26 protein-coding genes are annotated in these 24,998 nt (G+C 64.2%); 10 read left to right on the plus strand and 16 right to left on the minus strand.

Annotation, left to right across the window (positions count from 1 at the left end; genetic code table 11):
- Window positions 1-163: 163 nt before the first annotated feature.
- The gene (locus tag N7E70_RS23935; RefSeq protein ID WP_263007848.1) at window positions 164-853 is read left to right on the plus strand and encodes an HAD family hydrolase; all 690 of its coding nucleotides are present in this window, start codon (window positions 164-166) and stop codon (window positions 851-853) included.
- A 64-nt stretch (window positions 854-917) separates the two neighbouring features.
- On the opposite strand, the gene N7E70_RS23940 is transcribed toward N7E70_RS23935, so the two are convergent.
- The gene (locus N7E70_RS23940; protein WP_263007849.1) at window positions 918-1,511 is read right to left on the minus strand and encodes a hypothetical protein; all 594 of its coding nucleotides are present in this window, start codon (window positions 1,509-1,511) and stop codon (window positions 918-920) included.
- 128 nt (window positions 1,512-1,639) lie between these two features.
- Here N7E70_RS23940 and thrC point away from each other — a divergent pair, with 128 nt between their 5' ends.
- The 4 genes from thrC to N7E70_RS23960 are packed head-to-tail and all read left to right on the plus strand — an operon-like array spanning window position 1,640 to window position 7,847.
- On the plus strand, window positions 1,640-3,037 hold the full coding sequence (gene thrC / locus N7E70_RS23945) for a threonine synthase (protein ID WP_263007850.1): 1,398 nt from the start codon (window positions 1,640-1,642) through the stop codon (window positions 3,035-3,037).
- Between the two features lie 14 nt (window positions 3,038-3,051).
- On the plus strand, window positions 3,052-4,344 hold the full coding sequence (locus N7E70_RS23950; RefSeq protein ID WP_055978318.1) for a M16 family metallopeptidase: 1,293 nt from the start codon (window positions 3,052-3,054) through the stop codon (window positions 4,342-4,344).
- A 15-nt stretch (window positions 4,345-4,359) separates the two neighbouring features.
- On the plus strand, window positions 4,360-4,956 hold the full coding sequence (locus tag N7E70_RS23955; RefSeq protein ID WP_055978317.1) for a GNAT family N-acetyltransferase: 597 nt from the start codon (window positions 4,360-4,362) through the stop codon (window positions 4,954-4,956).
- Between the two features lie 50 nt (window positions 4,957-5,006).
- Complete coding sequence (locus N7E70_RS23960; protein ID WP_269441469.1) at window positions 5,007-7,847, plus strand: EAL domain-containing protein; 2,841 nt, start codon at window positions 5,007-5,009, stop codon at window positions 7,845-7,847.
- Here N7E70_RS23960 and N7E70_RS23965 read toward each other — a convergent pair.
- Window positions 7,838-8,446 carry a YqgE/AlgH family protein gene (locus N7E70_RS23965; protein ID WP_055978316.1) on the minus strand — a complete coding sequence of 203 codons (609 nt, stop codon included), beginning with the start codon at window positions 8,444-8,446 and terminating at the stop codon, window positions 7,838-7,840. The two genes, N7E70_RS23960 and N7E70_RS23965, sit on opposite strands and share 10 nt — an antisense overlap.
- A gap of 139 nt (window positions 8,447-8,585) precedes the next feature.
- On the opposite strand from N7E70_RS23965, the gene N7E70_RS23970 reads away from it, so the two are divergent.
- Window positions 8,586-9,401, plus strand: coding sequence for a protein-disulfide reductase DsbD domain-containing protein (locus N7E70_RS23970; RefSeq protein ID WP_442866527.1), 816 nt, complete (start codon window positions 8,586-8,588; stop codon window positions 9,399-9,401).
- 99 nt (window positions 9,402-9,500) lie between these two features.
- A complete protein-coding gene (locus N7E70_RS23975; protein WP_055978315.1) occupies window positions 9,501-9,986 on the plus strand; it encodes a peroxiredoxin in 486 nt (161 codons plus the stop codon).
- 62 nt (window positions 9,987-10,048) lie between these two features.
- Here N7E70_RS23975 and rnhA read toward each other — a convergent pair whose 3' ends face one another.
- The 12 genes from rnhA to coxB form a co-directional block, all read right to left on the minus strand.
- Window positions 10,049-10,498, minus strand: a complete 450-nt coding sequence (rnhA, locus tag N7E70_RS23980) for a ribonuclease HI (RefSeq protein WP_108608942.1) — start codon at window positions 10,496-10,498, stop codon at window positions 10,049-10,051.
- Window positions 10,495-11,457, minus strand: a complete 963-nt coding sequence (locus tag N7E70_RS23985) for a homoserine kinase (RefSeq protein WP_055978313.1) — start codon at window positions 11,455-11,457, stop codon at window positions 10,495-10,497. Before N7E70_RS23985 ends, rnhA begins: the two co-directional genes overlap by 4 nt.
- Window positions 11,457-12,467, minus strand: coding sequence for a 4-hydroxy-3-methylbut-2-enyl diphosphate reductase (ispH, locus tag N7E70_RS23990; protein ID WP_055978312.1), 1,011 nt, complete (start codon window positions 12,465-12,467; stop codon window positions 11,457-11,459). The genes N7E70_RS23985 and ispH overlap by 1 nt, the downstream gene beginning before the upstream one ends.
- Window positions 12,468-12,537: 70 nt before the next feature.
- Entirely contained in the window at window positions 12,538-13,293 is a 756-nt protein-coding gene (locus N7E70_RS23995) for an SURF1 family protein (RefSeq protein ID WP_263007855.1), read from the minus strand.
- Window positions 13,290-13,676 (minus strand): DUF983 domain-containing protein, encoded by a 387-nt coding sequence (locus N7E70_RS24000; RefSeq protein ID WP_263007856.1) that lies wholly within the window; start codon window positions 13,674-13,676, stop codon window positions 13,290-13,292. Before N7E70_RS24000 ends, N7E70_RS23995 begins: the two co-directional genes overlap by 4 nt.
- A complete protein-coding gene (locus N7E70_RS24005) occupies window positions 13,673-14,164 on the minus strand; it encodes a L,D-transpeptidase family protein (protein ID WP_263007857.1) in 492 nt (163 codons plus the stop codon). Before N7E70_RS24005 ends, N7E70_RS24000 begins: the two co-directional genes overlap by 4 nt.
- An 82-nt stretch (window positions 14,165-14,246) precedes the next feature.
- A complete protein-coding gene (locus tag N7E70_RS24010; protein WP_263007858.1) occupies window positions 14,247-15,131 on the minus strand; it encodes a cytochrome c oxidase subunit 3 in 885 nt (294 codons plus the stop codon).
- 1 nt (window position 15,132) lies between these two features.
- The gene (locus N7E70_RS24015; RefSeq protein ID WP_055978451.1) at window positions 15,133-15,765 is read right to left on the minus strand and encodes a cytochrome c oxidase assembly protein; all 633 of its coding nucleotides are present in this window, start codon (window positions 15,763-15,765) and stop codon (window positions 15,133-15,135) included.
- An 8-nt stretch (window positions 15,766-15,773) separates the two neighbouring features.
- Window positions 15,774-15,932 (minus strand): hypothetical protein, encoded by a 159-nt coding sequence (locus tag N7E70_RS24020; RefSeq protein WP_055978450.1) that lies wholly within the window; start codon window positions 15,930-15,932, stop codon window positions 15,774-15,776.
- On the minus strand, window positions 15,932-16,873 hold the full coding sequence (locus tag N7E70_RS24025; RefSeq protein ID WP_055978307.1) for a heme o synthase: 942 nt from the start codon (window positions 16,871-16,873) through the stop codon (window positions 15,932-15,934). Before N7E70_RS24025 ends, N7E70_RS24020 begins: the two co-directional genes overlap by 1 nt.
- A gap of 78 nt (window positions 16,874-16,951) precedes the next feature.
- Window positions 16,952-18,601: a cytochrome c oxidase subunit I gene (ctaD, locus tag N7E70_RS24030; protein ID WP_055978306.1), complete on the minus strand. Its 1,650-nt coding sequence runs from the start codon at window positions 18,599-18,601 to the stop codon at window positions 16,952-16,954.
- Window positions 18,602-18,637: 36 nt separating this feature from the next.
- Window positions 18,638-19,504 carry a cytochrome c oxidase subunit II gene (gene coxB / locus N7E70_RS24035; RefSeq protein ID WP_055978305.1) on the minus strand — a complete coding sequence of 289 codons (867 nt, stop codon included), beginning with the start codon at window positions 19,502-19,504 and terminating at the stop codon, window positions 18,638-18,640.
- A 381-nt stretch (window positions 19,505-19,885) separates the two neighbouring features.
- Between coxB and N7E70_RS24040 the strand changes: the two genes are divergently transcribed.
- Window positions 19,886-20,398, plus strand: coding sequence for an invasion associated locus B family protein (locus N7E70_RS24040; protein WP_055978304.1), 513 nt, complete (start codon window positions 19,886-19,888; stop codon window positions 20,396-20,398).
- Between the two features lie 33 nt (window positions 20,399-20,431).
- Here the strand turns inward: N7E70_RS24040 and N7E70_RS24045 are convergent, their stop codons facing one another.
- Together N7E70_RS24045 and N7E70_RS24050 are read right to left on the minus strand one after the other, a co-directional pair.
- The gene (locus N7E70_RS24045; protein WP_156381306.1) at window positions 20,432-20,674 is read right to left on the minus strand and encodes a hypothetical protein; all 243 of its coding nucleotides are present in this window, start codon (window positions 20,672-20,674) and stop codon (window positions 20,432-20,434) included.
- 89 nt (window positions 20,675-20,763) lie between these two features.
- Window positions 20,764-22,275: a S8 family peptidase gene (locus N7E70_RS24050; protein ID WP_055978302.1), complete on the minus strand. Its 1,512-nt coding sequence runs from the start codon at window positions 22,273-22,275 to the stop codon at window positions 20,764-20,766.
- A 200-nt stretch (window positions 22,276-22,475) separates the two neighbouring features.
- Between N7E70_RS24050 and tldD the strand changes: the two genes are divergently transcribed.
- Together tldD and N7E70_RS24060 are read left to right on the plus strand one after the other, a co-directional pair.
- Window positions 22,476-23,885 (plus strand): metalloprotease TldD, encoded by a 1,410-nt coding sequence (gene tldD / locus N7E70_RS24055; RefSeq protein WP_263007859.1) that lies wholly within the window; start codon window positions 22,476-22,478, stop codon window positions 23,883-23,885.
- A gap of 81 nt (window positions 23,886-23,966) precedes the next feature.
- On the plus strand, window positions 23,967-24,995 hold the full coding sequence (locus tag N7E70_RS24060; protein ID WP_263007860.1) for a DUF4274 domain-containing protein: 1,029 nt from the start codon (window positions 23,967-23,969) through the stop codon (window positions 24,993-24,995).
- Window positions 24,996-24,998: the final 3 nt, after the last annotated feature.

Below are 24,998 nucleotides of genomic sequence, written 5' to 3' on the forward strand. Positions count from 1 at the left end.
CGGGATGACGCGTTACTGTTTACTCACCGTTATGGTTACCGATCAGCGTAAACAATTGGTGAAGCGGCTCCGGCAATTTGCGGTTCGGGGCAGAATGGTGTAATCGCCGCGCCTTGAGCTTTTCGGCCTGCGCCCCGGCGCCGCCCCAGTTTCCCGGACCGTCATGACCCAGCCAGAACTAGTGATATTCGATTGCGACGGCGTGCTCGTCGATTCCGAAATCATCGCCGCGCGCATCGAAGCGGAACTGCTGACCGCAGCCGGCTTCGAAATCACCGCCGGGGAGATCGCCGAGAGCTATGCCGGCCTGACCTTCAAGGACATCATGCTGAAGATCGAGGAGAAGGCGGCCATCCCCTTCCAAGCCTCGCTCATCAGCCAGGCCGAGGAGCTGGTCGACCGTCGCCTCAAGAGCGACGTGCGCGCCATCGACGGCGTGCACGAGGCGGTCGCCGCGGTGACCGCGCCGCGCTGCATCTGCTCCAACTCGACCACCGAGCGCATCGAGATGATGCTCGAACGCACGCGCATCCTGCCGCTGTTCAAGGGCCGCATCTTCTCGGCGCTGGAAACGCCGAGCAAGAAGCCGAAGCCGGCGCCGGATGTCTTTCTGCACGCCGCAAGCACCTACGGCGCCGATCCGGCCAAGACCTTCGTCATCGAGGATTCGGTGCATGGCATATCCGGCGCTGTCGCGGCCGGCATGCGCGTCATCGGCTTCACCGGCGGCGCGCACAGCTATCCCGGCCATGCCGACATGCTGACCGAGGCAGGCGCCGAGACGGTGATTCGGCGCTGGGCCGACCTCGGCGGTGTGCTCGCTGCACTGAGCATGTGGTCCGAGCACGCCTGAACGCAAAAGCGCCGGCGAAACGCCGGCGCTTGATGCCTGAAGACGCTGCCCTGTAGGTCTTGCCTTACTGGGGCTTCTTCTTGGCCGGACCCTCGTCGAAGCCCGCATAGATCTGGATGTCGCGGGCGGTCGGAACCGGGATCACCACATTGGCGTCGGTGAAGACGAACTGGGTCGCGGTGGACGGATCGGACACCTGCACCACGTTCTTGTGGAGCTGCGAATAGAGCACCTCCTCGCCGCGGATCACGGCGATGCGGATCGGCATGTTGACCGTGCCGGCACCGCCGGCCGGGCCGACCACGACCTTGCCGGCAACGCCGACCTTGATCGTCATCTGGCCGTCAGCGCGCGTGCAGCTGCGGGTGACGTCGGTGATCGCCGACTGGTGGACCAGCTTGGTCGCGTCATCCTGGCCGCCCTTGGCGTAGCTGTTGAAGAACGCCGTGCCGTCGCGAAGCGTGACATTCGGGCAGTAGGCAAGCAGCTCGCTGGCCAGGATCTTGCCCTCTTCGGCGGCGATCTGCTTGGGGTCCTTCGGGGCGGGAGGGCTGAAAAAGCCGCCGCTGCCGCCCGATTGGCAGCCCGTGACGGCGAGCATAAAGCCTGCGGTCGCCAAAGCCGTCAGAAAACGGCCGTCGATCAAACGAAACACCATGAACTGCACTTCCCTCTCGCAAAGCAGTCGTTCTATATCAACCGCGCGGCAAAAATGCGACTGATGGAGCGCAGTTTTCCCCGTCCCGCCGATCACCGGCAGGTCGCTGCGCGTTGGAACGGATAGATATGCACTATGTGAGTACCCGTGGGGAAGCGCCCACGCTTGGATTTTCCGATGCAGTTCTGGCTGGCCTGGCCCGCGACGGCGGCCTCTATCTCCCGGCGACATGGCCCACCTTCAGCACTGCCGAAATCCGCGCCATGCGCGGTCTCGGCTATGCCGACCTGGCAATCCGCATCCTGACGCCATTCCTCGGCGGCGAGATCAAGCAGGATGTCTTCGAGCGCCTGGTGCGCGAGGCCTACTCCACCTTTCGGCACGACGCCGTCTGCCCGCTGGTCCAGACCGGCGCCAACAGCTTCGTGCTCGAACTGTTCCATGGCCCCACCCTCGCCTTCAAGGACGTCGCCATGCAACTGCTGGCACGCCTGATGGACCATGTGCTCGCCGAACGCGGCCAGCACGCGACCATCGTCGGCGCCACCTCCGGCGACACCGGCGGCGCCGCCATCGAGGCCTTTGCCGGGCGCGAGCGGACCGACATCTTCATCCTGTTCCCGCATGGCCGCGTCTCGCCGGTGCAGCAGCGCCAGATGACGACCTCGACGGCCGCCAACGTCCATGCCCTGTCGATCGAAGGAAACTTCGACGACTGCCAGGGCCTGGTGAAGGACATGTTCAACGACCACGGCTTCCGCGACCGGGTGCAGCTGTCGGGCGTGAACTCGATCAACTGGGCCCGCATCATGGCCCAGATCGTCTACTACTTCTCCTCGGCCATCTCGCTCGGCGCGCCCGACCGTCCGGTGTCCTTCACCGTGCCGACCGGCAATTTCGGCGACATCTTCGCGGGTTACGCCGCCAAGCGCATGGGCCTGCCGATAGACCAGCTGGTGATCGCGACGAACGACAACGACATCCTCGCCCGCACGCTGCAGAGCGGCGAATACCGCCAGACCGGCGTGGTCGCCACGACCTCGCCGTCGATGGACATCCAGGTGTCGTCGAACTTCGAACGGCTGCTGTTCGAGGCCTCCGACCGCGACCCGGCAGTCGTCCGGCGCTACATGGCAAGCCTCAAGCAATCCGGCGCCTTCACCATTGAGGCAAAGGCTCTGGCCGGCATCCGCGGCGAATTCGGCGCCGGTCGCGCCAGCATGGACGAGACGGCCGCGACCATCCGCACGACGCTCGAAGCCAGCGGCTACCTGCTCGATCCGCACACCGCAACCGCTTTCCACGTCGCCTCGGGGCTTCCCGGGAGCGACGTTCCAATGGTGGCGCTGGCCACCGCCCACCCGGCAAAATTCCCGGCCGCGGTGAATGCCGCCTGCGGCATCGAGCCCGCCCTGCCAAAATGGCTGTCGGGGCTGATGGAACGTAAGGAAAAGTTCACGGTACTTCCATCAGAGATAAAAATGGTGGAAGATTACATTAGCCGCCGCACACGAGCGGCGGGTTAGGGAGTACGCTTAATATGAGTGTTGAGGTAAGCCGTCTGTCGAACGGCCTGACAGTGGCCACTGAAACACTTCCAAGCGTAGAGACTGTAGCTCTCGGTACCTGGGTCAAGTCGGGCGCGCGCAACGAGCGCGACGACGAGCACGGCATGGCTCACCTGCTCGAGCACATGGCGTTCAAGGGCACCAAGAACCGCACCGCCTTCCAGATCGCCTCGCAGATCGAAAATGTCGGCGGCGAAATCAACGCCGCCACCTCGGTCGAGACGACGTCCTTCTATGCCCGCGTGCTGGCCGACGACGTGCCGCTGGCGGTCGACATCCTGTCCGACATCCTCCAGGATTCCGAATTCGATCCCGACGAACTCGAGCGCGAGCAGCATGTCATCCTGCAGGAGATCGGTGCAGCGCACGACACGCCGGACGACATCGTCTTCGACCGCTTCACCGAAACCGCGTTTCGCCACCAGACGATCGGCCGCTCGATCCTCGGCACGCCCGAGACGGTGCAGTCCTTCACCTCGGCCCAGCTTCACGACTTCATGCAGCGCCAATATGGCGCCGAACGCATGGTCGTGGTGGCTGCCGGCGACGTCAAGCATGACGAATTCGTCCGCCACGTCGAAAAGCGGCTCGGCAATTTCCGCTCCAAGGCCGAAAGCGCCATTCCGCAATACGCGCAGTATGTCGGCGGCGACTTCCGCGAAGACCGCGACCTGATGGACGCGCAGATCGTGCTCGGCTTCGAGGGCCGCGCCTATCATGTCCGCGACTTCTACGCCTCGCAGGTGCTGTCGATGATCCTCGGCGGCGGCATGTCGTCACGCCTGTTCCAGGAAGTGCGCGAAAAGCGCGGCCTTTGCTACTCGGTCTATGCCTTCCACTGGGGCTTCTCCGACACCGGCATCTTCGGCGTCCACGCCGCGACCGGCCAGAGCGACATCGCCGAACTGCTGCCCGTCATCATCGGCGAGTTGCAGAAGGCCGGCGACAGCATCCTGCTGGAAGAACTCGACCGCGCCCGCGCCCAGTACCGCGCCGGCCTGATCATGTCGGCCGAGAGTTGCTCCAGCCGCGCGTCGCAGATCGCCCGCCAGCTTCTGCTGTTCGGTCGCCCGATCGCCAAGGAAGAGCTGATGGAGCGGTTGTCGGCCCTCACCGTCGAGCGCCTGACCGACCTTTCGGCACGGCTGTTCTCCACCCGACCGACGATCACGGCGGTTGGACCGGTCGGAACCCTGGCGCCCTACGAATCGATCCTCGACGCGCTGCCGGGTGCACAGGCGACCGCGCGCAAGCTCGCCGTCTAACCAGCCTAAACTCGCATGTTGTCGTTCTCGCTCTTTCGCCGCGACACCCCGGCTCTGAAGGGCGAACGCGTCAGCCTGCGGCTGCCGACCTGGCGCGACTACCACGAGTGGGTGGCGCTCAGGGCTGAAAGCCGTTCGTTCCTGGAGCCCTGGGAGCCGCGCTGGGCACCCGACGAGCTGGATCGCTCGGCCTGGCGCGTCCGCCTCTCGCGCTACAAGGACGAATTCATCCAGGGCACGGCGCTCGCCTTCTTCATCTACGAAAATTCGAGCGGCAAGCTCGTCGGCGGCATCACGCTCGGCAACATTCGCTACGGCGTCGCCCAGACCGGGCATATCGGCTACTGGATCGGCGAGCGCTACGCCGGCCAGGGCTTCATGGTCGATGCCGTCAGGCTTGTGGTCCGGCATGCTTTCGATACGCTCCGGTTGCACCGGATCGAGGCTGCCTGTATCCCCGACAATGCGCGCTCTGTCCGCGTGCTTGAAAAAGCCGGATTCCGGCGCGAAGGACTTTTGCGATCCTATCTCAGGATCAACGGCGAATGGCACGACCACTATCTCTACGCACTGATCGCGGACGACCCGCAAGCTGTCACCATGAAGGCCTGAACTTGTCGAAGCATTTCCTGCTGGCGCCCTTGTTTGCGCTCATCGTTTCCATGATCGCCAGTGTCTGCGCGGTGTCGCCGGTACTCGCCGTGGAACCGATCAAGATCTCCCGTGACGACGTCGCGCTCAACCTCTCGGGCGCCGTTGAAATCTACCGGAATCAGGGCGAGAACTTCCAGGTTTCGACAGCACCAGGCCTCGACGGCATCGTGCGCCGCATCGAGGTCGAGGCCAACGACAAGCGCTCGTCCGGCGACTGGGCGGTCTTCGCGCTTGCCAACACCACCGACCAGGTCATCGACCGCCTGATCGTCGCGCCGCATTTCCGGCTTGTCGGCTCGGGCGTGTTCTGGCCCGACCTCGGCTCGAGCCGCATCGCCGCCATCACGCCGAGCGAGGGCTTTGCGCTTGACCGCCAGGCCAGCCCCGACGCCGACGTGTTCCTGGTCACGCTCAACCCGAATTCGGTGGTGACCTTCATCGCCGAACTCGCCTCGCCCAAGTTGCCGCAGGTCTATCTGTGGGAACCGGAGGCCTACAAGGACACGGTCAATTCCTACACGCTGTTCCGCGGCATCGTCATCGGCATTGCAGGCCTGCTGGCGCTGTTCCTGACCATCCTGTTCGTCGTCAAGGGAACCTCGATGTTCCCGGCGACCGCCGCACTCGCCTGGGCGGTGCTCGCCTACATCTGCGTCGACTTCGGCTTCCTCAACAAGGTCATCGAGGTCTCGCCCGGCAACGAGCAGATATGGCGGGCGGGAACCGAGGTGGCGCTGGCTGGAACCTTCGTCGTCTTCCTGTTCGCCTATCTTAACCTCAACCGCTGGCATGGCCATTTCAGCTACGGCGCCTTCGTCTGGATCATCGGCCTGCTGCTGATCGCCGGCGTCGCCATCATCGATCCCGCCGTCGCCGCCGGCATCGCGCGCATTTCCTTCGCCGCGACCGCGCTGACCGGCCTCGGGCTGATCGTCTATCTCAGCATCCGCGGCTACGACCGTGCCATCATGCTGGTTCCCAGTTGGGCGATGGTCCTGATCTGGCTGAGCGGCTCGTGGATGGCGATCACCGGCGTGCTCGACAACGACATCGTCCAGCCCGCCCTCGGCGGCGGCCTGATCCTCATCATCCTGCTCATCGGCTTCACCGTCATGCAGCATGCCTTCGCCGGCGGCGGGGCGCATCAGGGCCTGTTCAGCGACATGGAGCGGCAGGCCCTGGCGATTTCGGGCTCCGGCGACATCGTCTGGGACTGGGACGTGCTGCGCGACCGCGTCGTCACCCGCCCCGACGTATCGATCCAGCTGGGCCTGGCACCCAACAGCCTTGGCGGCGCCGCGCGCAACTGGCTGCCCGTGCTGCATTCCGACGACCGCGACACGTTCCGGACGACGCTCGACGTCGTGCTGGAGCACCGCCGGGGCCGGGTGTCGCAAAGTTTCCGCCTGCGTGGCGCCGACGGCCACTATCACTGGTTCTCGCTCAGGGCGCGGCCGGTGATCGGCTCCGATGGCGAAGTGATCCGCTGCGTCGGCACGATGGTCGACGTCACCGAGCAGAAAAAATCGGAAGAGCGGCTCCTGCACGACGCCGTGCACGACAACCTGACCGGCCTGCCCAATCGCGAACTGTACATGAACCGGCTCGAGGCGATCATCTCGATCGCCCGCACCGAGGAAAAGGTGCGGCCGTCGGTCTTCGTCATCGACATCGACCGCTTCAAGCTGGTCAATGACGGCCTCGGCATCTCCGCCGGCGACACGATCCTGCTGACCATCGCGCGGCGCCTGCACCGCCTGCTCAAGCCGAAGGACTCGCTGTCGCGCTTCGCCGGCGACCAGTTCGCCCTGATGCTGCTGTCGGAGCAAGACCCCACCCGCATCGCCGCCGTCGCCGACGCCATCAAGCAGGCGATCAAGGCGCCGATCACCTTCGCCAAGCGTGAAATCGTGCTCACCGCTTCGGTCGGCCTGATCACCTGGACCACCGCCCAGGCCTCGGCCGAGGACATGGTCAAGGACGCCGAGCTTGCCATGCACCAGGCCAAGCGTTTCGGCGGCGACCGTATCGAACCGTTCCGCCCGGCCTTCCGCACCGTCGGCACCGACCGCCTGCAGCTCGAATCGGATCTCCGGCGCGCCATCGAGCGCAAGGAGTTCACGCTAGCCTACCAGCCGATCGTGCGGCTCGAGGATGGCACCGTCGCCGGCTTCGAGGCGTTGCTCAGGTGGGACCACCCGCGCCGCGGCATGATCCCGCCGGGCGACTTCATTCCGGTTGCCGAGAGCTGCGGCCTGATCGTCCAGCTTGGCCTGTTTGCCATGCAGCGCGCGGCCGACGACCTCGCCGACTGGCAGAAGCAGATCAACGACGCCCCGCTCTCCGTTTCGGTCAACCTGTCGAGCCGTCAGCTGATCCGCCGCGACCTCGTCAGCGACGTCCGGTCGGTCATCGCGCGGGCCAACCTCAAGCCGCGTTGCTTCCGCCTCGAACTCACCGAATCGCTGGTCATGGACAATCCCGAGCAGACCAACCACGTGCTGACCAAGCTGAAGCAGCTTGGCATCGGCCTGTCGCTCGACGATTTCGGCACCGGCTACTCATCCCTCGCCTACCTGACCCGCTTCCCCTTCGACACCATCAAGATCGACAAGAGCTTCGTCGACGACACCTCGCCCAAGCGCGCGGTGCTGATCAAGTCGATGGTCAACATGGCTCACGAACTGGGGCTGTCGGTCGTCGCCGAAGGCATCTCCGACGAAAGCGATGCGCTGGAGCTGCGCCAGATGGGCTGCGAATATGTGCAGAGCTTCATGTTCGGCGCGCCGATACCGGGCGACCAGGCGCTCAAGATGCTGAAGGAACAGTACCCGCTCGCTCAGGCGTGACCGGCTGCCGTGCTCAATCGCGCCAGGTCGATGCCGAGCGTCGCCAGGATGCGGTCATATTTGCGGTCGATGTCGGCGTCGAACAAAAGCTCCGACGTCGCCGGGCAGGTCAGCCAGCCATTCTCGGCGATCTCGCTTTCGAGCTGGCCCGCACCCCAGCCTGAATAGCCAAGCGCCATCAGCGCATGGCGCGGCCCGCGGCCTGCGGATATCGCGCGCAGGATATCGACGGTTGCCGTCAGGCAGATCTCGTCCGAGACCGGCAGCGAGGACTCGACCTTGTAGTCGTCGCTGTGCAGCACGAAGCCACGGCTGCGGTCGACCGGCCCGCCATTGCGGACGATGAAGTCCTTGGCCTTCATCGGCAGCCGGATCGCCTCCTGCTCGTCGAGAATGCCAAGCTGGACCAGGAGATCGGGAAAGAGCAGCGGCTGGACCTGGTTGATGATCAGGCCCATGGCGCCCTCGTCGCTATGGGCGCAGATGTAGATGACGGCGCGCGAGAACCTGTCGTCCTTCATGCCGGGCATGGCAATGAGGAACTGGTCATCGAGAAAACCGCGCTGCGATGCGCCTTTTTTCTGGCGTAAGAGGTCCATAGCCAAGGGTAACGCGTTTCCCGCTGTCTTGAAAGATGGCTCAAGGGGACTACGCGCTCACCTTTGGCCCATGGCGTCACGCAAATATGATGGCGACGTGACCCAAAGGCATGTTGCGCGGACCGACGGAGGCTATCAAATCACCGCCATGAAATTCACGCTCCCGCTCGCCCTCTGCCTCGGCACCGTTTCTCTGGCCGCTGGCCCCGCCCATGCATCGTCGTCCGCCTGGTTCGAGACCGACGGCGGCCGGTTCCGGCTGGTGACGTCCGGTCAGCCCGACGCCTCGGGCAAGCTCCAGGGCGTGCTCGACATCGAGCTCAAGCCCGGCTGGAAAACCTATTGGCGCGACCCCGGCAATTCCGGCGTGCCGCCGCAGATCGACCTGTCGGCCAGCAGCAACGTCTCGGGGGCCGAAATCTCGTACCCTGCCCCCCAGCGCCACGATGACGGCTATGCCAAATGGGCCGGCTACGACTTCCCGGTCCGTCTGCCGGTCAGCTTCACCGTCCCGGCACCGGGCGAGCCGACAGCAATCAAGGCCGACGTGTTTCTCGGCATCTGCGAGACCATCTGCGTGCCGGTACAGGCGCGACTGGAGATCGACCCTGCCGCAGATCCCGCCAATGCCGGCGATGCCGCGCTGGTGACGGCAGCACTTGCCGCGCTCCCGTCGGGCGCCCAGCCCGATTTCGGCGCCACCCTGTCGCCCGCTCGGGGCGAAACGATCTCGATCGCGGCAACCGCGCCCGGCGACCCCGAAGGCATCGATCTCTTCCTTGCCGGCGTTGACGGCTACCAGTTCGGCACGCCAGAGCGGCATGAGCAAGCAGGCAAGCTCACCTTCTCGCTCAAGGTGATCGACCGGCCTGCGACAAAGCCCGCCGGGAAGGGTATCCCCTACACCCTGACCAGTTCCGGCGGTGCGGTGGAAGGATACCTCGCCTACCCCTGAACCCCTCGGCGAACCGCCGGCCATTGGATATCCGAAGCATCTGCGCTAGTGGATCGCTGGAGGCTACCCGACTTCAATCACATTGCCACGAGGACCGACATGACCATTTCGATCGGCGACAAGCTGCCCAGCGCCACCTTCAAGACGATGACCGCCGACGGCGCCAGGAATCTCACCACCGAAGAAATCTTCGCCGGCAAGAAGGTCGTGCTGTTTGCGGTGCCAGGTGCCTTCACGCCCACCTGCAGCAATAATCACCTGCCAGGCTACGTCGAGAACCATGACGCCATCGTCGCGCGCGGCGTCGACACCATCGCGGTGGTCTCGGTCAACGACGTACATGTCATGGGCGCCTGGGCGCGGTTCAGCGGCGGCGAAGGCAAGGTGCAGTTCCTCGCCGACGGCAGCGGCGATTTCGCCCGCGCGATCGGCCTCGACCTGGATCTGTCGGCAGCCGGCATGGGCCTGCGCTCGAAGCGCTATTCGATGATCGTCGAAGACGGCAAGGTCGCCCAGCTCAACCTCGAAGGAACGCCCGGCCAGGCGGTCGATTCGGGCGCGGCCCGCATTCTCGAACAGCTCTGACATGAAAATGGCGCGCTGCCTTCAGGCGGCGCGCCCCACTCAGGCCTGGCAGAAGTCCAGTCCTAGGCCTTGCGGCCGTTCTTGAACGGCGCCATGCCCTCGCGCGCCAGTTCGTCGGCGCGTTCGTTCTCGGGATGGCCCGCATGGCCCTTGACCCAGTGCCAGGTCACCTTGTGGCGCCTGTTGGCCTCGTCCAGCGCCTGCCACAGCTCGCCGTTCTTGACCGGCTTCTTGTCGGCGGTCTTCCAGCCGTTCTTCTTCCAGCCGTGGATCCACTTCGAGATCCCGTCCATGACGTATTTGCTGTCGGTGTGCAGGTCGATCTCGCACGGCTCCTTGAGGGAGTTCAGCGCGGAGATGGCAGCCAGCAGCTCCATGCGGTTGTTGGTGGTCTCGGCCTCGCCGCCCGACAGCTCCTTGACCTTGGCCTTGTAGCGCATGATCGCGCCCCAACCGCCCGGACCCGGATTGCCCGAGCAGGCGCCATCGGTAAAAATTTCAACTTGCTTCATTTCAGTCCGTATTCCTGAGCAGACTTGATCGTCCTGTGGAAGCGCATGCGGCGTATGTATTCCGAAGGATCGCGCTTCATCACCAGCCCGCCATCCGGCACCGTCAGCCAGTCATACAGCCTGGTCAGCATGAAGCGCAGGGCCGAGCCGCGCGCCAGGATGGGCAGCGCCGCCTTCTCGTCCTCGCTCAGCGGCCGGACGCTCTGGTAGCCGTCCAGCAGCGCCGTGCCCTTGGTCAGGTTGAAGGAAAAATCCTTCTCGAAGCACCAGGCGTTGAGGCAGGTGGCGAGATCGTAGGCGTAGAGGTCGTTGCAGGCGAAATAGAAGTCGATCAGGCCCGACAGCCTGTCACCGAGGAAAAAGACGTTGTCGGGAAACAGGTCGGCGTGGATGACGCCGGAGGGCAGATCCTTCGGCCAGTTCTTCTCGAACTCGGCAAAGTCGGCATCGACCTCTTTGGCAAGGCCCGGCTCGACCTCGTCGGCGCGCGGGTGCGCGGCGTCCCAGAGCTTGCGCCAGCCGTCGATGGCGAGCGCGTTCGGCCGCGTCATCGCAAAATCCTTGCCGGCGACATGCAGTTCAGCCAGCGCCCGGCCGACCTCGCGGCAATGCACGACCTGGGGCCGGCGCAGCCACATGCCTTCCAGGAAGGTGATGATGACGGCGGGACGGCCGGCCAGCGTGCCGATGACGTTGCCGTCCTTGCCGTCCACCGGCAGCGGGCAGGAAATGCCCTTGTGGGCGAGGTGCTGCATCAGGCCGAGGAAGAACGGCAGGTCGGACTTCTCGACGCGCTTTTCGTAGAGCGTCAGGATGTAGGAGCCTGTCGTCGTGTGCAGCAGGAAGTTGGTGTTCTCGGTCCCCTCGGCGATGCCCTTGTAGGACAGCAGGTCGCCGACCGGATAGTTGCGCAGGAACGCCTCGAGTTCGCCCTCGCCGACATCGGTATAGACAGCCATCAGCCGTTACCGTTGACAAAGGCCATGTCGGCCGGCGTCAGCTCGACGTCGCGCAATACCCGCATCACAGGGAAGTCCTCCGTCTCGGTCGCCGTGATGGCGAGTTCCACGTTCACCTCGAAGCGCTCGCGGAAGGCGTTGATGATCTCGTCGACGATGATCTCCGGTGCCGAAGCGCCCGCCGACAGGCCCAGCGTAGCGATGCCGCCGATGTCGTTCCACGGGATCTCCGACGCGCGCTGGACCAGCAGCGACATCCTGGCCCCTGCCCGCTCGGCGACTTCGACGAGGCGGCGCGAATTGGACGAATTGGGCGCACCGACGACGAGATAGAGATCGGCGCCCGGCGCCGTTTCCTTGACCGCATCCTGGCGGTTGGTCGTGGCGTAGCAGATCGATTCGGCGGCGGGCGCCTGCAAGGCCGGGAACTTCTCCTGCAGCGCCTTCAGGATGCCCGCGGTGTCTTCCACCGACAGAGTCGTCTGGGTGACGAAGCCGAGCGCCTCGGGATCGGCAGGCGTGAAGTTGCGGACGTCGGCCTCGGTTTCGATCAGCGTGACCGCGCCATCGTCCAGCTGGCCCATGGTGCCGATCACCTCCGGGTGCCCGGCATGGCCGATCAGCAGCACGTGGCGTCCCTTGCGCTGGTGGCGCATCGCCTGCTTGTGCACCTTGGAGACCAGCGGACAGGTCGCATCGAGATAGAACAGGTTGCGCGCCACGGCATCCGCCGGCACCGACTTCGGCACGCCATGGGCGGAGAACACGACAGGCGCATCGTGGTGCTCGTCGGGGATTTCGCTCAGTTCCTCGATGAAGACGGCACCCAGGTTCTGCAACCCCTCGACGACGTAGCGGTTGTGCACGATCTCGTGGCGCACATAGACCGGCGCGCCGTATTTCTTGAGCGCCAGCACGACGATCTGGATGGCGCGGTCGACGCCGGCGCAAAAGCCGCGCGGCTGGCAGAGCCTGATGGTCAGGGGCGGTTTTGCAGAGGTCTGGAGCATGTGATCCGGTTCTTCGTTCCGTGCCGAAATGATGTCTGCGGCCATGTGCTGTCAAGGCCGGCAGGTGCTGTCATTTGCTTTCCGGCCGCCGCAGCAACCAGAAGCCCATGACGCCGAGCAGTGCCGCCGCCAAGCCGTACCAGGTGACCGCATATTGCAGGTGGTTGTTCGGCATATCGACCATGGTGACGCCGCCCACCGGAAGGCCGCCCGGGTTCGGCGTCTTGTCGGCATCGACGAAGAACGGCACCACGGCCGCATCCGCCGGCAGGCCCGCAGTCGCCGCCATGACGCCGAGGTCCTTCCAGTAGAAGACGTTCTTTGCCGGGTCGTTGTCCGGCACCAGCGAGCCCGGCTTGCCCGCCAGCGGATTGCGCGCCAGGCCGGTGATGCTGACGGGGCCGGTGACCTGGCCCACCGGCCGCTTGGCTGCATCCTTGAAATCATAGGGAACGAAGCCGCGGTTCACCATGACGAAGCGGCCATCGTCCAGCTTGAGCGGGGTATAGACGTAGAAGCCGGACTGGCCTTCCCAGGTGGCGAGGAAATGCCGTTCGCCGGCGTGCTCGAAAGTTCCCGAAAGCGTCACCGGCCAATAGTCGACATCGCCGGTGGCGCGGTACTTCACTTCCATTTCAGCCAGCCGCAGCGGCTGCATCTGCGTGCGCTCGTTGATCTGAGCGATCAGCCCCTCTTTCCAGTTCAGGCGCTCGACCTGCCAGCTGCCGAGCCCGATCAGCAGCGCAAAGGCGATCGTGCCGAGCACGAGCATCAGAACGCGGCCGGAGCGGCGCGCCGGTGCAGGCAAGGTATTCTGTTCGATCATTGGCCCTTGTCCAATCGCCCTTCGGCAGCCTTGTTGCGGTATTGCAGGGTGATCAGCACGCCCTTGATCAAGCGAAGCGAGCCGAGGCTGAGCACGAGCGTCAGCGGTATCCACAAGAGCAGATGGAACCATAGCGGCGGCGACAGCGTCACCTCCATCCAGAGCGCCAGACCGACGACGACGAAACCGATGATCAGGATGACGAAGACGGCGGGACCGTCCCCGGCATCGGCAAAGGAATAGTCGAGGCGGCATACGCCGCACTGCTTGGCGACGGTCAGGAAGCCCGAAAACAGCCTGCCTTCGCCGCAACGCGGGCAGCGCCCCTTGAGACCCGCCGCCACCGGCTCGACCGGCGGCCAGATCGCCTTGTCTTCACTCATGGATTTATCTCGATGGGAGTGCCGTTTTCGACCATCTTCCAGATCTCCGCCATGTCCTCGTCGGTAACGGCGATACAGCCATTCGTCCAGTCGAACATCTGCATCAGCCAGGACCACCAGCCGAAACCTTTTGACTGGCCGTGGATCATAATCATTCCGCCGGGATCGACACCTGCCCTCTTTGCCGCAGCCTTGTCGTTGGCGTCGGGATAGGAGATGTGGATCGACTTGGTGAAGGCGCTTTCGGGGTTGCGCCAGTCGAGCACGTAGCGCCCCTCCGGCGTGCGCTCGTCGCCCTCCTGGCGCTTGTGGCCGACCGGGTTTGCACCCAGCGCTACCGCATAGCTGCGCACGACCTTGTCGCCGGAGAGCAGTTCCAGCAGCCGCTCCGACTTGTCGACCCGCACCAGGTCGACGGCCTCGGCGCGGGCCATCGACGCGGAAGCAAACAGGGCAAGAAAAGGAAGGGCGAAGCGGCTGGTCAGCATCCCGGATGCTTGACGCAAGAAAGCGCCCAAAAAGAGAAGGCGGCCGCGTTGCCGCGACCGCCTTGCTCGAAACGTCCCGGACTTAGTGGACAGCGATGGTGCCGCCGACCGAACCCCAGATGTAGATCGCGGTGAACAGGAACAGCCACACCACGTCGACGAAGTGCCAGTACCAGGCGGCCGCCTCGAAGCCGAAATGCTGCTTCGACGTGAAGCCGCCGGCCATCGCACGGAACAGGCACACCAGCAGGAAGATCGTGCCGATGATGACGTGGAAGCCGTGGAAGCCTGTCGCCATGAAGAAGGTCGCGCCGTAGATCGAATCCTTGAACGCGAACGGAGCGTGGATGTACTCGTAGGCCTGAACGAACGAGAACAGGATGCCAAGGCCGACGGTGAGCGCGAGGCCGTTGACGAGGCCCTTGCGGTCATCGTGCAGCAGGGCATGGTGCGCCCAGGTCACCGCCGTACCCGACAGAAGCAGGATGATGGTGTTGTAGAGCGGCAGATGGAAAGGATCGAGGATCTCGATGCCCTTGGGCGGCCACACGCCACCGGTGAACTCGGTGCGCATGACCTGCGTGGCCTCGCCCGGGAACAGGCTGGCGTCGAAGAAGGCCCAGAACCAGGCGACGAAGAACATCACTTCGGAGGCGATGAACATGATCATGCCGTAGCGCAGGTGCAGCGACACGACGCGCGTGTGGTGACCTTCGTTGCCTTCCTTGATGGTATCCGACCACCAGCCGAACATCGTGTAGAGCACGACCAGCAGGCCGATCGCGAAGATCCAGTAATTGGCGTTTGCGACGTTGTAGCCGAAGATCGGGAACTCGGCGCCCTTCAAGTGCTGCATCCAGGCGACGCCGCCGAACGCCATGATGAGCGCGCCCAGCGAGCCGAGGAACGGCCACGGGCTTGGATCGATGATGTGGTAATCGTGATGTTTGGCGTGTGCGTCTGCCATATCAGCCCCCCGCTTTTCCGTCGAAATTGATAGTTTTGGTTTCGCCGTCGGCCTTGGGCGCGGCAGCTACGGGCTTTTCCCCCTCAATCGGGAAAAAGGTATAAGACAAGGTGATCGTCTTGATGTCCTTGAGTTCAGGAACATTGACGATTTCCGGATCGACGAAGAAGACGACCGGCATGTCGAGCGTCTCGCCCGGCTTCAGCGTAGTGTCGGTGAAGCAGAAGCATTCGACCTTGTTGAAGTAGGCGCCGGCGAGATCGGGCGTGACGTTGAACGTCGCGCGGCCCTGCGTCGGCGTGTCGAAGATGTTCTTGGCCACGTACTGGATCTGCGTCGTCTCGCCGATCTTGATCTGGACGTCGCGCGCCACCGGTTTGAAATCCCAGGGCAGCCCGCCGGACGTATTGGCGTCGAAGCGGACGGTGATCGTGCGATCCAGGATCTTGTCAGAATACTGCTCGACGCGCTGCGTCGTGCCGCCATAGCCGGTGATCTGGCAGAACATGGCGTAGAGCGGAACCGCCGCATAGGCCATGCCGACCATGCCGCCGACAAAGGCGATGCACATGCCGGCAACCATGCGGTTGGAGCGCTGCTTCTTGGCGTCGGCGGCCTGCGTTTCGTTGGGCATGCTGTCACTCATAGCGGCCGGTCCAGGATGGCCGGGCCGAACTTCGCGATGGTGGCGAGATAGAAGATGATGACGAGTGCCGCCAGCGCCAGACCGATGGCGATATTGCGGCTGCGGCGTGCCTTCTTCTGCTTGTCGGTGAGCGTCACCAGGTGATCGTCAGACATCATGCACCTCCAAGCGCGAAGACACGCTCGACAACGCTGTCGGCCAGATAGGCCGCAAAGATCACGAACAGATAAAGCAGCGAGTAGCCGAACAGCGCCTTGGCCGGCTTCATCACCCGGTCGCTGTCGGGCATGCGCAGCACCTTCCAGGCGTACCAGACGAAGCCGATGCCGAGGGCGAGCGAAACGACGCCGTAGCCGATGGTGGTGTAGCCGAGCAGCCATGGCGCCACGCCGACAGGCGCGAGCAGAAGCGAATAGGCGAAAATCTGGCGGCGGGTCGAAGCCTCGCCGGCGACGTTGGGCATCATCGGGATGCCGGCACGCTCATAGTCCTGCGACTTGAACAGGGCCAGCGCCCAGAAGTGCGGCGGCGTCCACAAGAAGGTGATGAGGAAGAGTACGACGCTCTCGAAGCTCACCGAGCCGGTCACGGCAGCCCAGCCGATCATCGGCGGCAGCGCACCGGCTGCGCCACCGATGACGATATTCTGCGGCGTCCAGCGCTTGAGCCACATCGTGTAGACGACGGCGTAGAAGAAGATGGTGAAGGCGAGCAGTGCTGCCGACAGCCAGTTGACGAGGACGCCCAGCGTCATCACCGACAGGACCGACAGCACCAGGCCGAAGGTCAGCGCCTCGTGCGGCGTCACCTTGCCGGCCGGGACCGGCCGGTTGACGGTGCGCGTCATGACGGCGTCGATATCGGCGTCGTACCACATGTTGAGCGCACCCGAGGCGCCGGCGCCGATGGCGATCGCGAGGATCGCCACCACCGCCAGGAACGGGTTGATGGTGACGGGCGCGGCAACCATGCCGACAAATGCCGTGAAGACGACCAGCGACATGACGCGTGGCTTCAGCAGGGCGAAGAAATCGCCTGCAGTCGCCTCCGACATGCGGATGGTCTGGTCTTCAAACCGGTTGTGGACAAGGGCCATGCGTACTTACGTCCAGTCGTTCCGTTTGGCCGAAACCGCCGGTCTTGCCGGCGGCTTCGTAGTTCAATCAGTGCTGCCTTACTTGATCTTCGGCAGCTGTTCCCACTGGTGGAAGGGCGGCGGCGAAGGCAGCTGCCATTCAAGGGTGGTCGCACCCTCGCCCCACGGGCTGGCACCGGCGACGCGCTTCTTGGAGAAGGCTTCGAAGACGCCGAACAGGAAGATCAGCACGCCGACGGCGGAGATGTAGGAGCCGTAGGACGAAACCGCGTTCCAGCCGGCATACGCATCGGGATAGTCGATGTAGCGGCGCGGCATGCCTGCGAGGCCGAGGAAGTGCTGCGGGAAGAACACCAGGTTCACGCCAATGAACGTCACCCAGAAGTGCGTGTTGGCGATAGCCGACGAGTACATGTAGCCGGTCATCTTCGGGAACCAGTAGTACCAGGCCGCGAAGATCGCGAACACGGCACCCAGCGACAGCACGTAGTGGAAGTGCGCGACGACGTAGTAGGTGTCGTGGAGCGAACGGTCCAGGCCGGCGTTGGCCAGCTGCACGCCGGTGACGCCACCGACGGTGAACAGGAAGATGAAGCCGATCGCCCACAGCATCGGCGTCTTCATCGAGATGGAACCGCCCCACATGGTGGCGATCCACGAGAAGATCTTCACGCCCGTCGGCACCGCGATGACCATCGTCGCGAAGACGAAGTAGCGCTGCGTGTCGAGCGAGATGCCGGTGGTGTACATGTGGTGAGCCCACACGACGAAGCCGACGGCACCGATGGCGACCATGGCATAGGCCATGCCGAGGTAACCGAAGATCGGCTTGCGCGAGAAGGTCGAGACGATGTGGCTGACGATGCCGAAGCCCGGCAGGATCAGGATGTACACCTCGGGGTGACCGAAGAACCAGAACAGGTGCTGGAACAGGATCGGGTCGCCGCCGCCTTCGGGTGCGAAGAAGGCCGTGCCGAAATTGCGGTCGGTCAAGAGCATGGTGATGCCACCAGCCAGAACCGGCAGCGACAGCAGCAGCAGGAAGGCGGTGATCAGCACCGACCAGGCAAACAGCGGCATCTTGTGCAGCGTCATGCCCGGAGCGCGCATGTTGAAGATCGTGGTGATGAAGTTGATCGCACCGAGGATCGACGAGGCGCCGGCAATGTGCAGCGACAGGATCGCGAGATCCATCGCAGGCCCGGGCTGGCCGGAAGTCGACAGCGGCGGATAGATCGTCCAGCCGCCACCCACGCCGTGGGCACCCGGCGCGCTCGGCATGAAGGCCGAGATGACGAGCAGGATAAAGGCCGGCGGAAGCAGCCAGAACGAGATGTTGTTCATGCGCGGGAACGCCATGTCAGGCGCGCCGATCATGATCGGGACCATCCAGTTGGCGAAGCCGCCGATCAGCGCCGGCATGACCATGAAGAAGATCATGACCAGGCCGTGGGCCGTGGTGAAGGCGTTGAACATGCTCTTGCCGGCATCGATCGCAGCGTCGCCTTCGACGCCGTAGACCATCGAGGCCAGGCCGTGGAAAATCTGGATACCCGGTTCAGCCAGTTCCCAGCGCATCATGACGGACAGGAAGCCGCCGACGCAGCCTGCCATGATCGCGAAGATCAGGTAGAGCGTTCCGATATCTTTGTGGTTGGTCGAGTACACCCACCGGACCCAGCCCTTCGGCTTGTGGTCGTGATGGTCGTGAGCTGCAGCGCCTGCCATGTTCCGCTCCGTTCCCTGATCCTATTTCGCCGCGGCTCAGTTGCCGGCGGCCGCGACCTTGGCCGCACCGTCCGTCTCAGCCATCAGCGCCTTGTTGGCACCCGGCAGGTCGGTCCTCGCGGCAGCCAGCCACGTCGTATATTGTGCGTCGCTGACGACGCGGATTGCGATCGGCATGTAGGCGTGGTCCTTGCCGCAAAGCTCGGAGCACTGGCCGTAATACAGGCCTTCCTTGTCAGCCTTGAACCAGGTCTCGTTGATGCGACCCGGCACGGCGTCGACCTTGATGCCGAAGGCCGGCATGGCGAAGGCGTGAATCACGTCCGATGCGGTGACCAGCACGCGAACGACCTGGCCAATTGGAACGACAACTTCGTTGTCGACGGCGAGAAGGCGCGGATAGGCACCCTTGTCTTCCTTGCCGGCAGCCGCGCGGTCACCCTCGGCGAGCATCGCCGCGTTGAACGAGAGCGGTTCTTCCGTCTGGTATTCGTAGTCCCAGTTCCACTGGTTGCCCGTCGCCTTGATCGTCAGCTTCGGCTCCTCGACGGGCGAATACTGCGCGGTCAGAAGCTGGAAGGACGGGATGGCCAGGAACAGCAGGATGACAACCGGACCGACGGTCCAGACGACCTCGATCAGCGTGTTGTGGCTGGTGCGCGACGGCACTGGATTGGCGCTCGCCCGGAACCTGATGATGCAATAGGCCAGCAGGATCAGGACGAAGAGCGTGATCGGAACGATGAACCACAGCGTGTAGCGCTCGAACCAGGTGATCTGCTCCATGATGCCGGTCGCGGCCGGCTGGAATGTGGTCTGCCACTCTACCGGCTGCGCCGCATAGGCCACGGCGCTGGCAAAGGAAGCAGTCGCCGCGACGGCGCTAGCAAGGATTTTTCTCATCACCCTCTGTATCTCCCATTTCCATGCGGTCTTGGCCGCAAGGACATCGTGCCGCTCCGGGACGGGAATCCCAGAGACGTTCGGAGGTTCAAACCATACTCTCTTTGTAACCGCAAGGAAGCAGAGGCGGAACTCATGCGGCATTTTTGCGCGCAGGCGGCAAGGCTGGCGCTTAGGCCCGTTTGGCGCTAGTTGATGGACGCATCAGGGTGGGCCAGCCGCCCGCAGGGTGCTGGCACGCGCTCAAAAGTCGTCGCAATTCGAGCAAAATTGAACTCGAATGTCTGGAAAACCTATGATTGCGGGATGGCGAAGGCGCCCTCTTGTTATTTACTAGCTGCCGGCACGACCTAAATTGTCGTGATTCGCAATGGAGCCGTCATGAAGTCTGGGCTTTTGAAAACCTTAGCCAAGGTGTTGGTTGCCGCTGTCTGCCTGGCCCCCATGCAGGCCGGCGCGCAGCAGAGCGGCACGGTCAAGTCCACCCATGGCGCGTGGTCGATCATCTGCGACACGCCTGCGGGCGCCACCAACGAACAATGCGTGATGATGCAGAACGTCATCGCCGAGGACCGCCCCGAGATGGGTCTCTCGGTGGTCATCCTGCGCACCGCCGACAACAAGGCCGAGATCCTGCGCGTGCTCGCGCCGCTCGGCGTGCTCCTGCCCAACGGCCTTGGCCTCAATGTCGACCAGAAGGACATCGGCCGCGCCTATTTCGTGCGCTGCTTCCAGGACGGCTGCTATGCGGAAGTGATCCTCGACAAGCCGCTGCTCGACACGCTGAAGACCGGCAAGGCCGCCACCTTCATCGTCTTCCAGACGCCCGAGGAAGGCATCGGCATCCCGGTCGACCTCAACGGCTTTGGCGAAGGCTTCGCCGCGCTGCCCTGATGCGGAGCGGCACGGCGCTGCCGCGCCAGCGCCTCAACGTGGCTTGAACGGCGAGATCGGCTCCATCAACTGGGCCTCGGGCATCGTTTCGACTTCGAGGCCGTGCTGGCTGGCATAGCTGCGCAAAGCCTCGGTCGCCGCAGGTTCGGACACCTCGACATCGATCATCGACCGCGAGCGCGACGTCACCGAGATGCCGGGCAGGCTGTCGATCTCGCTTGCCACCTGGGCGGCGTCCTTCGCAGCCTTGCCAATGATCAGAACCAGCTTTTCCACGCGCGAGCACTCCAGCGTCACGATCGGCCTCGGATCGTCGCCCGAGGATATAGGGCGCCGCTTCGCAAGCGCAACCGGGCGGGCAGCCGTCAGATGATCATGCCGCCGCCCTCGCGGACTGCGCCAAACCCATGCTTGCGAAGGCTGGCGAAGGCCAGTTGCCTCATGGCCTGATGGCGAGCTCTGTTGCCCGGCATCGCAAGGATGGCGGGGTTGGCCGACAACATCCGCGCAATCGCACCCGTCATTGCTGGACACGCCATCGACGTACCGCTCATCGGCGCATATCGGTCGCCCGGCACGGTGGAAACCACGCCTGCCCCCGGCCCGATCAGGTCTATCCTCGTCGGCGCATGCCCCTCGTTGGAAAAGCTGGCGAAGAAATCGTCGCGATCGGGGTCTCCGCGGTCGCTCGACAACGTCCAGCGGTCATATGCATTGGCGGGCATGCCGGGCTCCCAGCCAAGCGCCGAAACGGCAATGGCATCCCGGTGCCGTGCCGGAAACGCCACGAAGCGCCGGAAGTCGTTGCCGGCCGCGGCAACGACGAGAACGCCCTGCTCTGCCGCATTCTCGATTGCCAGCGACAGCACGCGATCGTCCTGGCTCGGATTGGCGTCCCGCTCGAACTTCAGGCTGAGGTTGATGACATGGCATCCGTCCGCAACGGCCTGCTCGATCGCCCGGTGGATCTCGAAATTCCTGGCGATACCTGTGTCCGGGTCATCGAACACCCGGTAGCTGCGAATGCGCGCGCCCGGCGCAACGCCGCCGTACCCGTTCGCACCATTGCCGGCGATGATGCCTGCGACATGCGTGCCGTGGCCGATCGACGAATCTTCGTCGCCATCCACGTTGGGCAGGTCCACATGTCGATCGACACCGCTGTCCACGACCCCGACCACCACGCCTTTGCCGCTGCCTGCAGGTCCGGGCGGAAGAAAATGCCGGAGGCTGTCGGCTGCGCTCGTCAGATCGATTGGATCCAGCACGATGACGCTGCCCGACGGCAGGTCCGCCTTTCGCCGAAAATGTCCCCAATGCCCGGCAAAGCCAGGCTCGACGGCAAGCATCGCGTCCATCACCGCCGGTGCCCTCAGGCCGAATCTCACGATGCCGGCGCTGTCCGAAACGGCCGTCAGCTGCTGGCCGCCGTTCTTCAGCCCCAATGTCGCAACCGCATTGCTGACGGGATTGCCGTTACCGGCCGACTGGAGAGCGATGCTGAAGAACTCGGCGCCGGACGGACCGAGGCTTCCGGTCAGGCGAAGACGACCGACACGAACATCCGCCACGGCCATCGTGTAGTTCACCACGGGATGGAAGGTTCCACCCACGGCGGCCGGCGCCGGTCCCACGATCGATGTCCTGACCAACGTGACGCCGCTTTGCGGAACGACTTCCAGAACCTCCAAGCCACGTGTCGTCAGCTCATCGGCCACGGGCATGGGCCTGACGGTTACCGGCAGTGCGAAACCTATGCCTCCGGCCGGAGCCGCCAGAAAATCCAGTTCCGTATCGATGGCCACCACCTTCTCCAGCGCGACCACCACATCCTCGCCGCTGGAGCGCTGATCGGGAATAAAGACGTACTCTTCCATTTGCCTCCCCCATTTGGCGCGATCTGATTGAGCGCAGCGGCCAGAATACTCTTATTGCTTGTGTTTCTCAATTTATACATCTCTCAATTGCAGTCCTGGATACGAGGCATGGCGTCCCTCGCCACTCCGCATCAGGCTAACGATTGCGATGACGGCCAAGCCGCCCTACATCAGGTTCAAACCTCTCCGGGATCCCTGCCATGAACCTCGTCAGCCAGTTCGACATCACCGAAGACCGCGTGCGCAAGCTCGTCGCCGATACGATCGAGGGCGCCGACGACGGCGAGCTGTTCCTCGAACACCGCGAGGGCGAGGCGCTGATGTTCGACAATGGCCGGCTGAAGACGGCCAGCTTCAACACCGACCAGGGTTTTGGCCTGCGCGCAGTCGCCGGCGAAGCCACCGGCTATGCCCATTCCAGCGAGTTGTCCGAAGCGGCCCTGCTGCGTGCCTCCGACGCCGTCTCCGCGGTCAAGGGCGGCTATTCCGGCACGCTCGCCGCCGCCCCTGCACGCACCAACCGCCATCTCTACGGCGAGGAAAACCCGATCTCCTCCCCCTCGTTCGAGGCCAAGGCCAAGCTCTTGCAGGAAATTGACGCCTGGCTGCGCGACAAGGATCCGCGTGTCCGCCAGGTCACGGCGTCGCTTGCCTCGTCGTGGCAGCATGTCGAGATCCTGCGCGGCGACGGCCAGGTGGTACGTGATATCCGTCCGCTGGTGCGCATGAACGTTGCCGTGGTCGTCGGCGACGGCGACCGCCAGGAAAGCGGTTCTTATGGTGCTGGCGGACGCAAGAGCTTCGATGAATTCCTGACCGAGGACAGCTGGCAGACCGCCGCCTCGGAAGCCCTGCGCCAGGCGCTGGTCAATCTCGAGGCGATCCCCGCCCCTGCCGGCACCTTCGACATCGTGCTGTCGTCCGGCTGGCCCGGCGTCATGCTGCACGAGGCCGTCGGCCACGGTCTCGAAGGCGACTTCAACCGCAAGAAGACCTCGGCCTTCGCCGGCCTGATGGGCCAGCAGGTCGCTGCCAAGGGCGTGACCGTCGTCGACGACGGTACCATCGCTGAGCGCCGCGGCTCGATCACCGTCGACGACGAGGGCACGCCGAGCGGCCGCAACGTGCTGATCGAGGACGGCAAGCTGGTCGGCTACATGCAGGACCGCCAGAACGCCCGCCTGATGGGCATGAAGGCGACCGGCAACGGCCGCCGCGAATCCTACGCGCACCAGCCGATGCCGCGCATGACCAACACCTACATGACCTCGGGCGACATGACCCCGGAAGAGATCATCGCTTCGGTCAAGAACGGCATCTACGCCGTCTCCTTCGGCGGCGGCCAGGTCGACATCACCTCGGGCAAGTTCGTGTTCGGCTGCACCGAGGCCTACATGATCGAGGACGGCAAGGTGACCCAGCCGATCAAGGGCGCGATGCTGATCGGCAACGGCCCGGACGCGATGCACCGCGTCACCATGGTCGGCAACGACATGAAGCTCGACACCGGCATCGGCATGTGCGGCAAGGCCGGACAGGGCGTGCCGGTCGGCGTCGGTCAGCCGCATCTCAGGATGAACCAGATGACGGTCGGCGGCACGCGCGTCTAGTCAGGCGCCTTGCCAGGCTAAACGAGTATTCAATGATTGAATGATAGCAACGGCGGCATCACAGCCGCCGGAGCTTGCCGAATGCTTGACAGCTTGCCGATCGAATTCTGGTATGCTGTCGTTGCTGTTAGCACGGCGATGTTGGTTCACCGGGCATATCGCCGGCGCAAGACCAATACCTCGCTGGCAGCGCTTCCCGAAGCCTTTCGGCGCGGCGCCACCATGCTCGCAGGATCGCCGCAGGCAGCAGACGCAGCGGCACGCGCGGACTTCCTCATCCCTTGGGCGATCCAGCAGGTGCGTGGCAATGACGAGCCGGTCGATCCGACTGCCCTGACGAGCCGGGAACTGCGCCTCGCGGAACTGGTTCATGCAGCGGTCATTCTGGACGAACCGGCCTTCAAGGCGGCCTGCGGCCAGGTGTCGGCAATCGAAAGAAAGATTCTCGAATCGGTGCGCGGAATGGCGGCCCAGGAGCCACGCGTGACGCTGGAGCAATTCAAGGGCGACAGGCTACAGGAAAGAGTTCGAAAGGCGCTGGCGCCGCGGCCGCCCTTGCCCACGGCATCGGCGGCGGCGGAACGCGGCGAGGCCCCTCCCCGCCGTTTCAAGCAGGTGTCGGAATTGCTGGACTGGCTGCCGGACAACAGCGACCCCGATCTCTGGCATCTGCTGGTTGCCAACCTGAACTACGACTACGAAGACACGCTCAAGGTCGTGCATTGGATCGTCAGCCAGCCCGACTGCGATCGGGCGACGGCGGCGCTGGCCCTCTTCCTGATCAATGCCGATGCCTATATCGATTATGAGACCCTCGAAGCCTGCGACGGCTGGGATCGCCACTACTGGTCGATAGCACGGACGATCTGCGAACGATCGGAAGCAGGCCTCTATCCCCGGTCGCGCTTCAACCTGACCTGTGTGAACGTCGACAACGACCAGACCGGCACGTTGGACATGTTGCTGCGCTGCGCGAGAGATCTGGTCGAGCGCGGCAAGACGGTGCCATGGCCGATGCCGGTCAGGCTCCTGTCGCAACCGTTCGAAGGGCGCGATGCCATGTCGGCGACCTATCTGGTCAACGACGACACGCTTTACCACCGCGCCTAGGCG

Source organism: Aminobacter sp. NyZ550, from assembly GCF_025628925.2.
In the GTDB taxonomy this organism is placed as follows: domain Bacteria; phylum Pseudomonadota; class Alphaproteobacteria; order Rhizobiales; family Rhizobiaceae; genus Aminobacter; species Aminobacter ciceronei.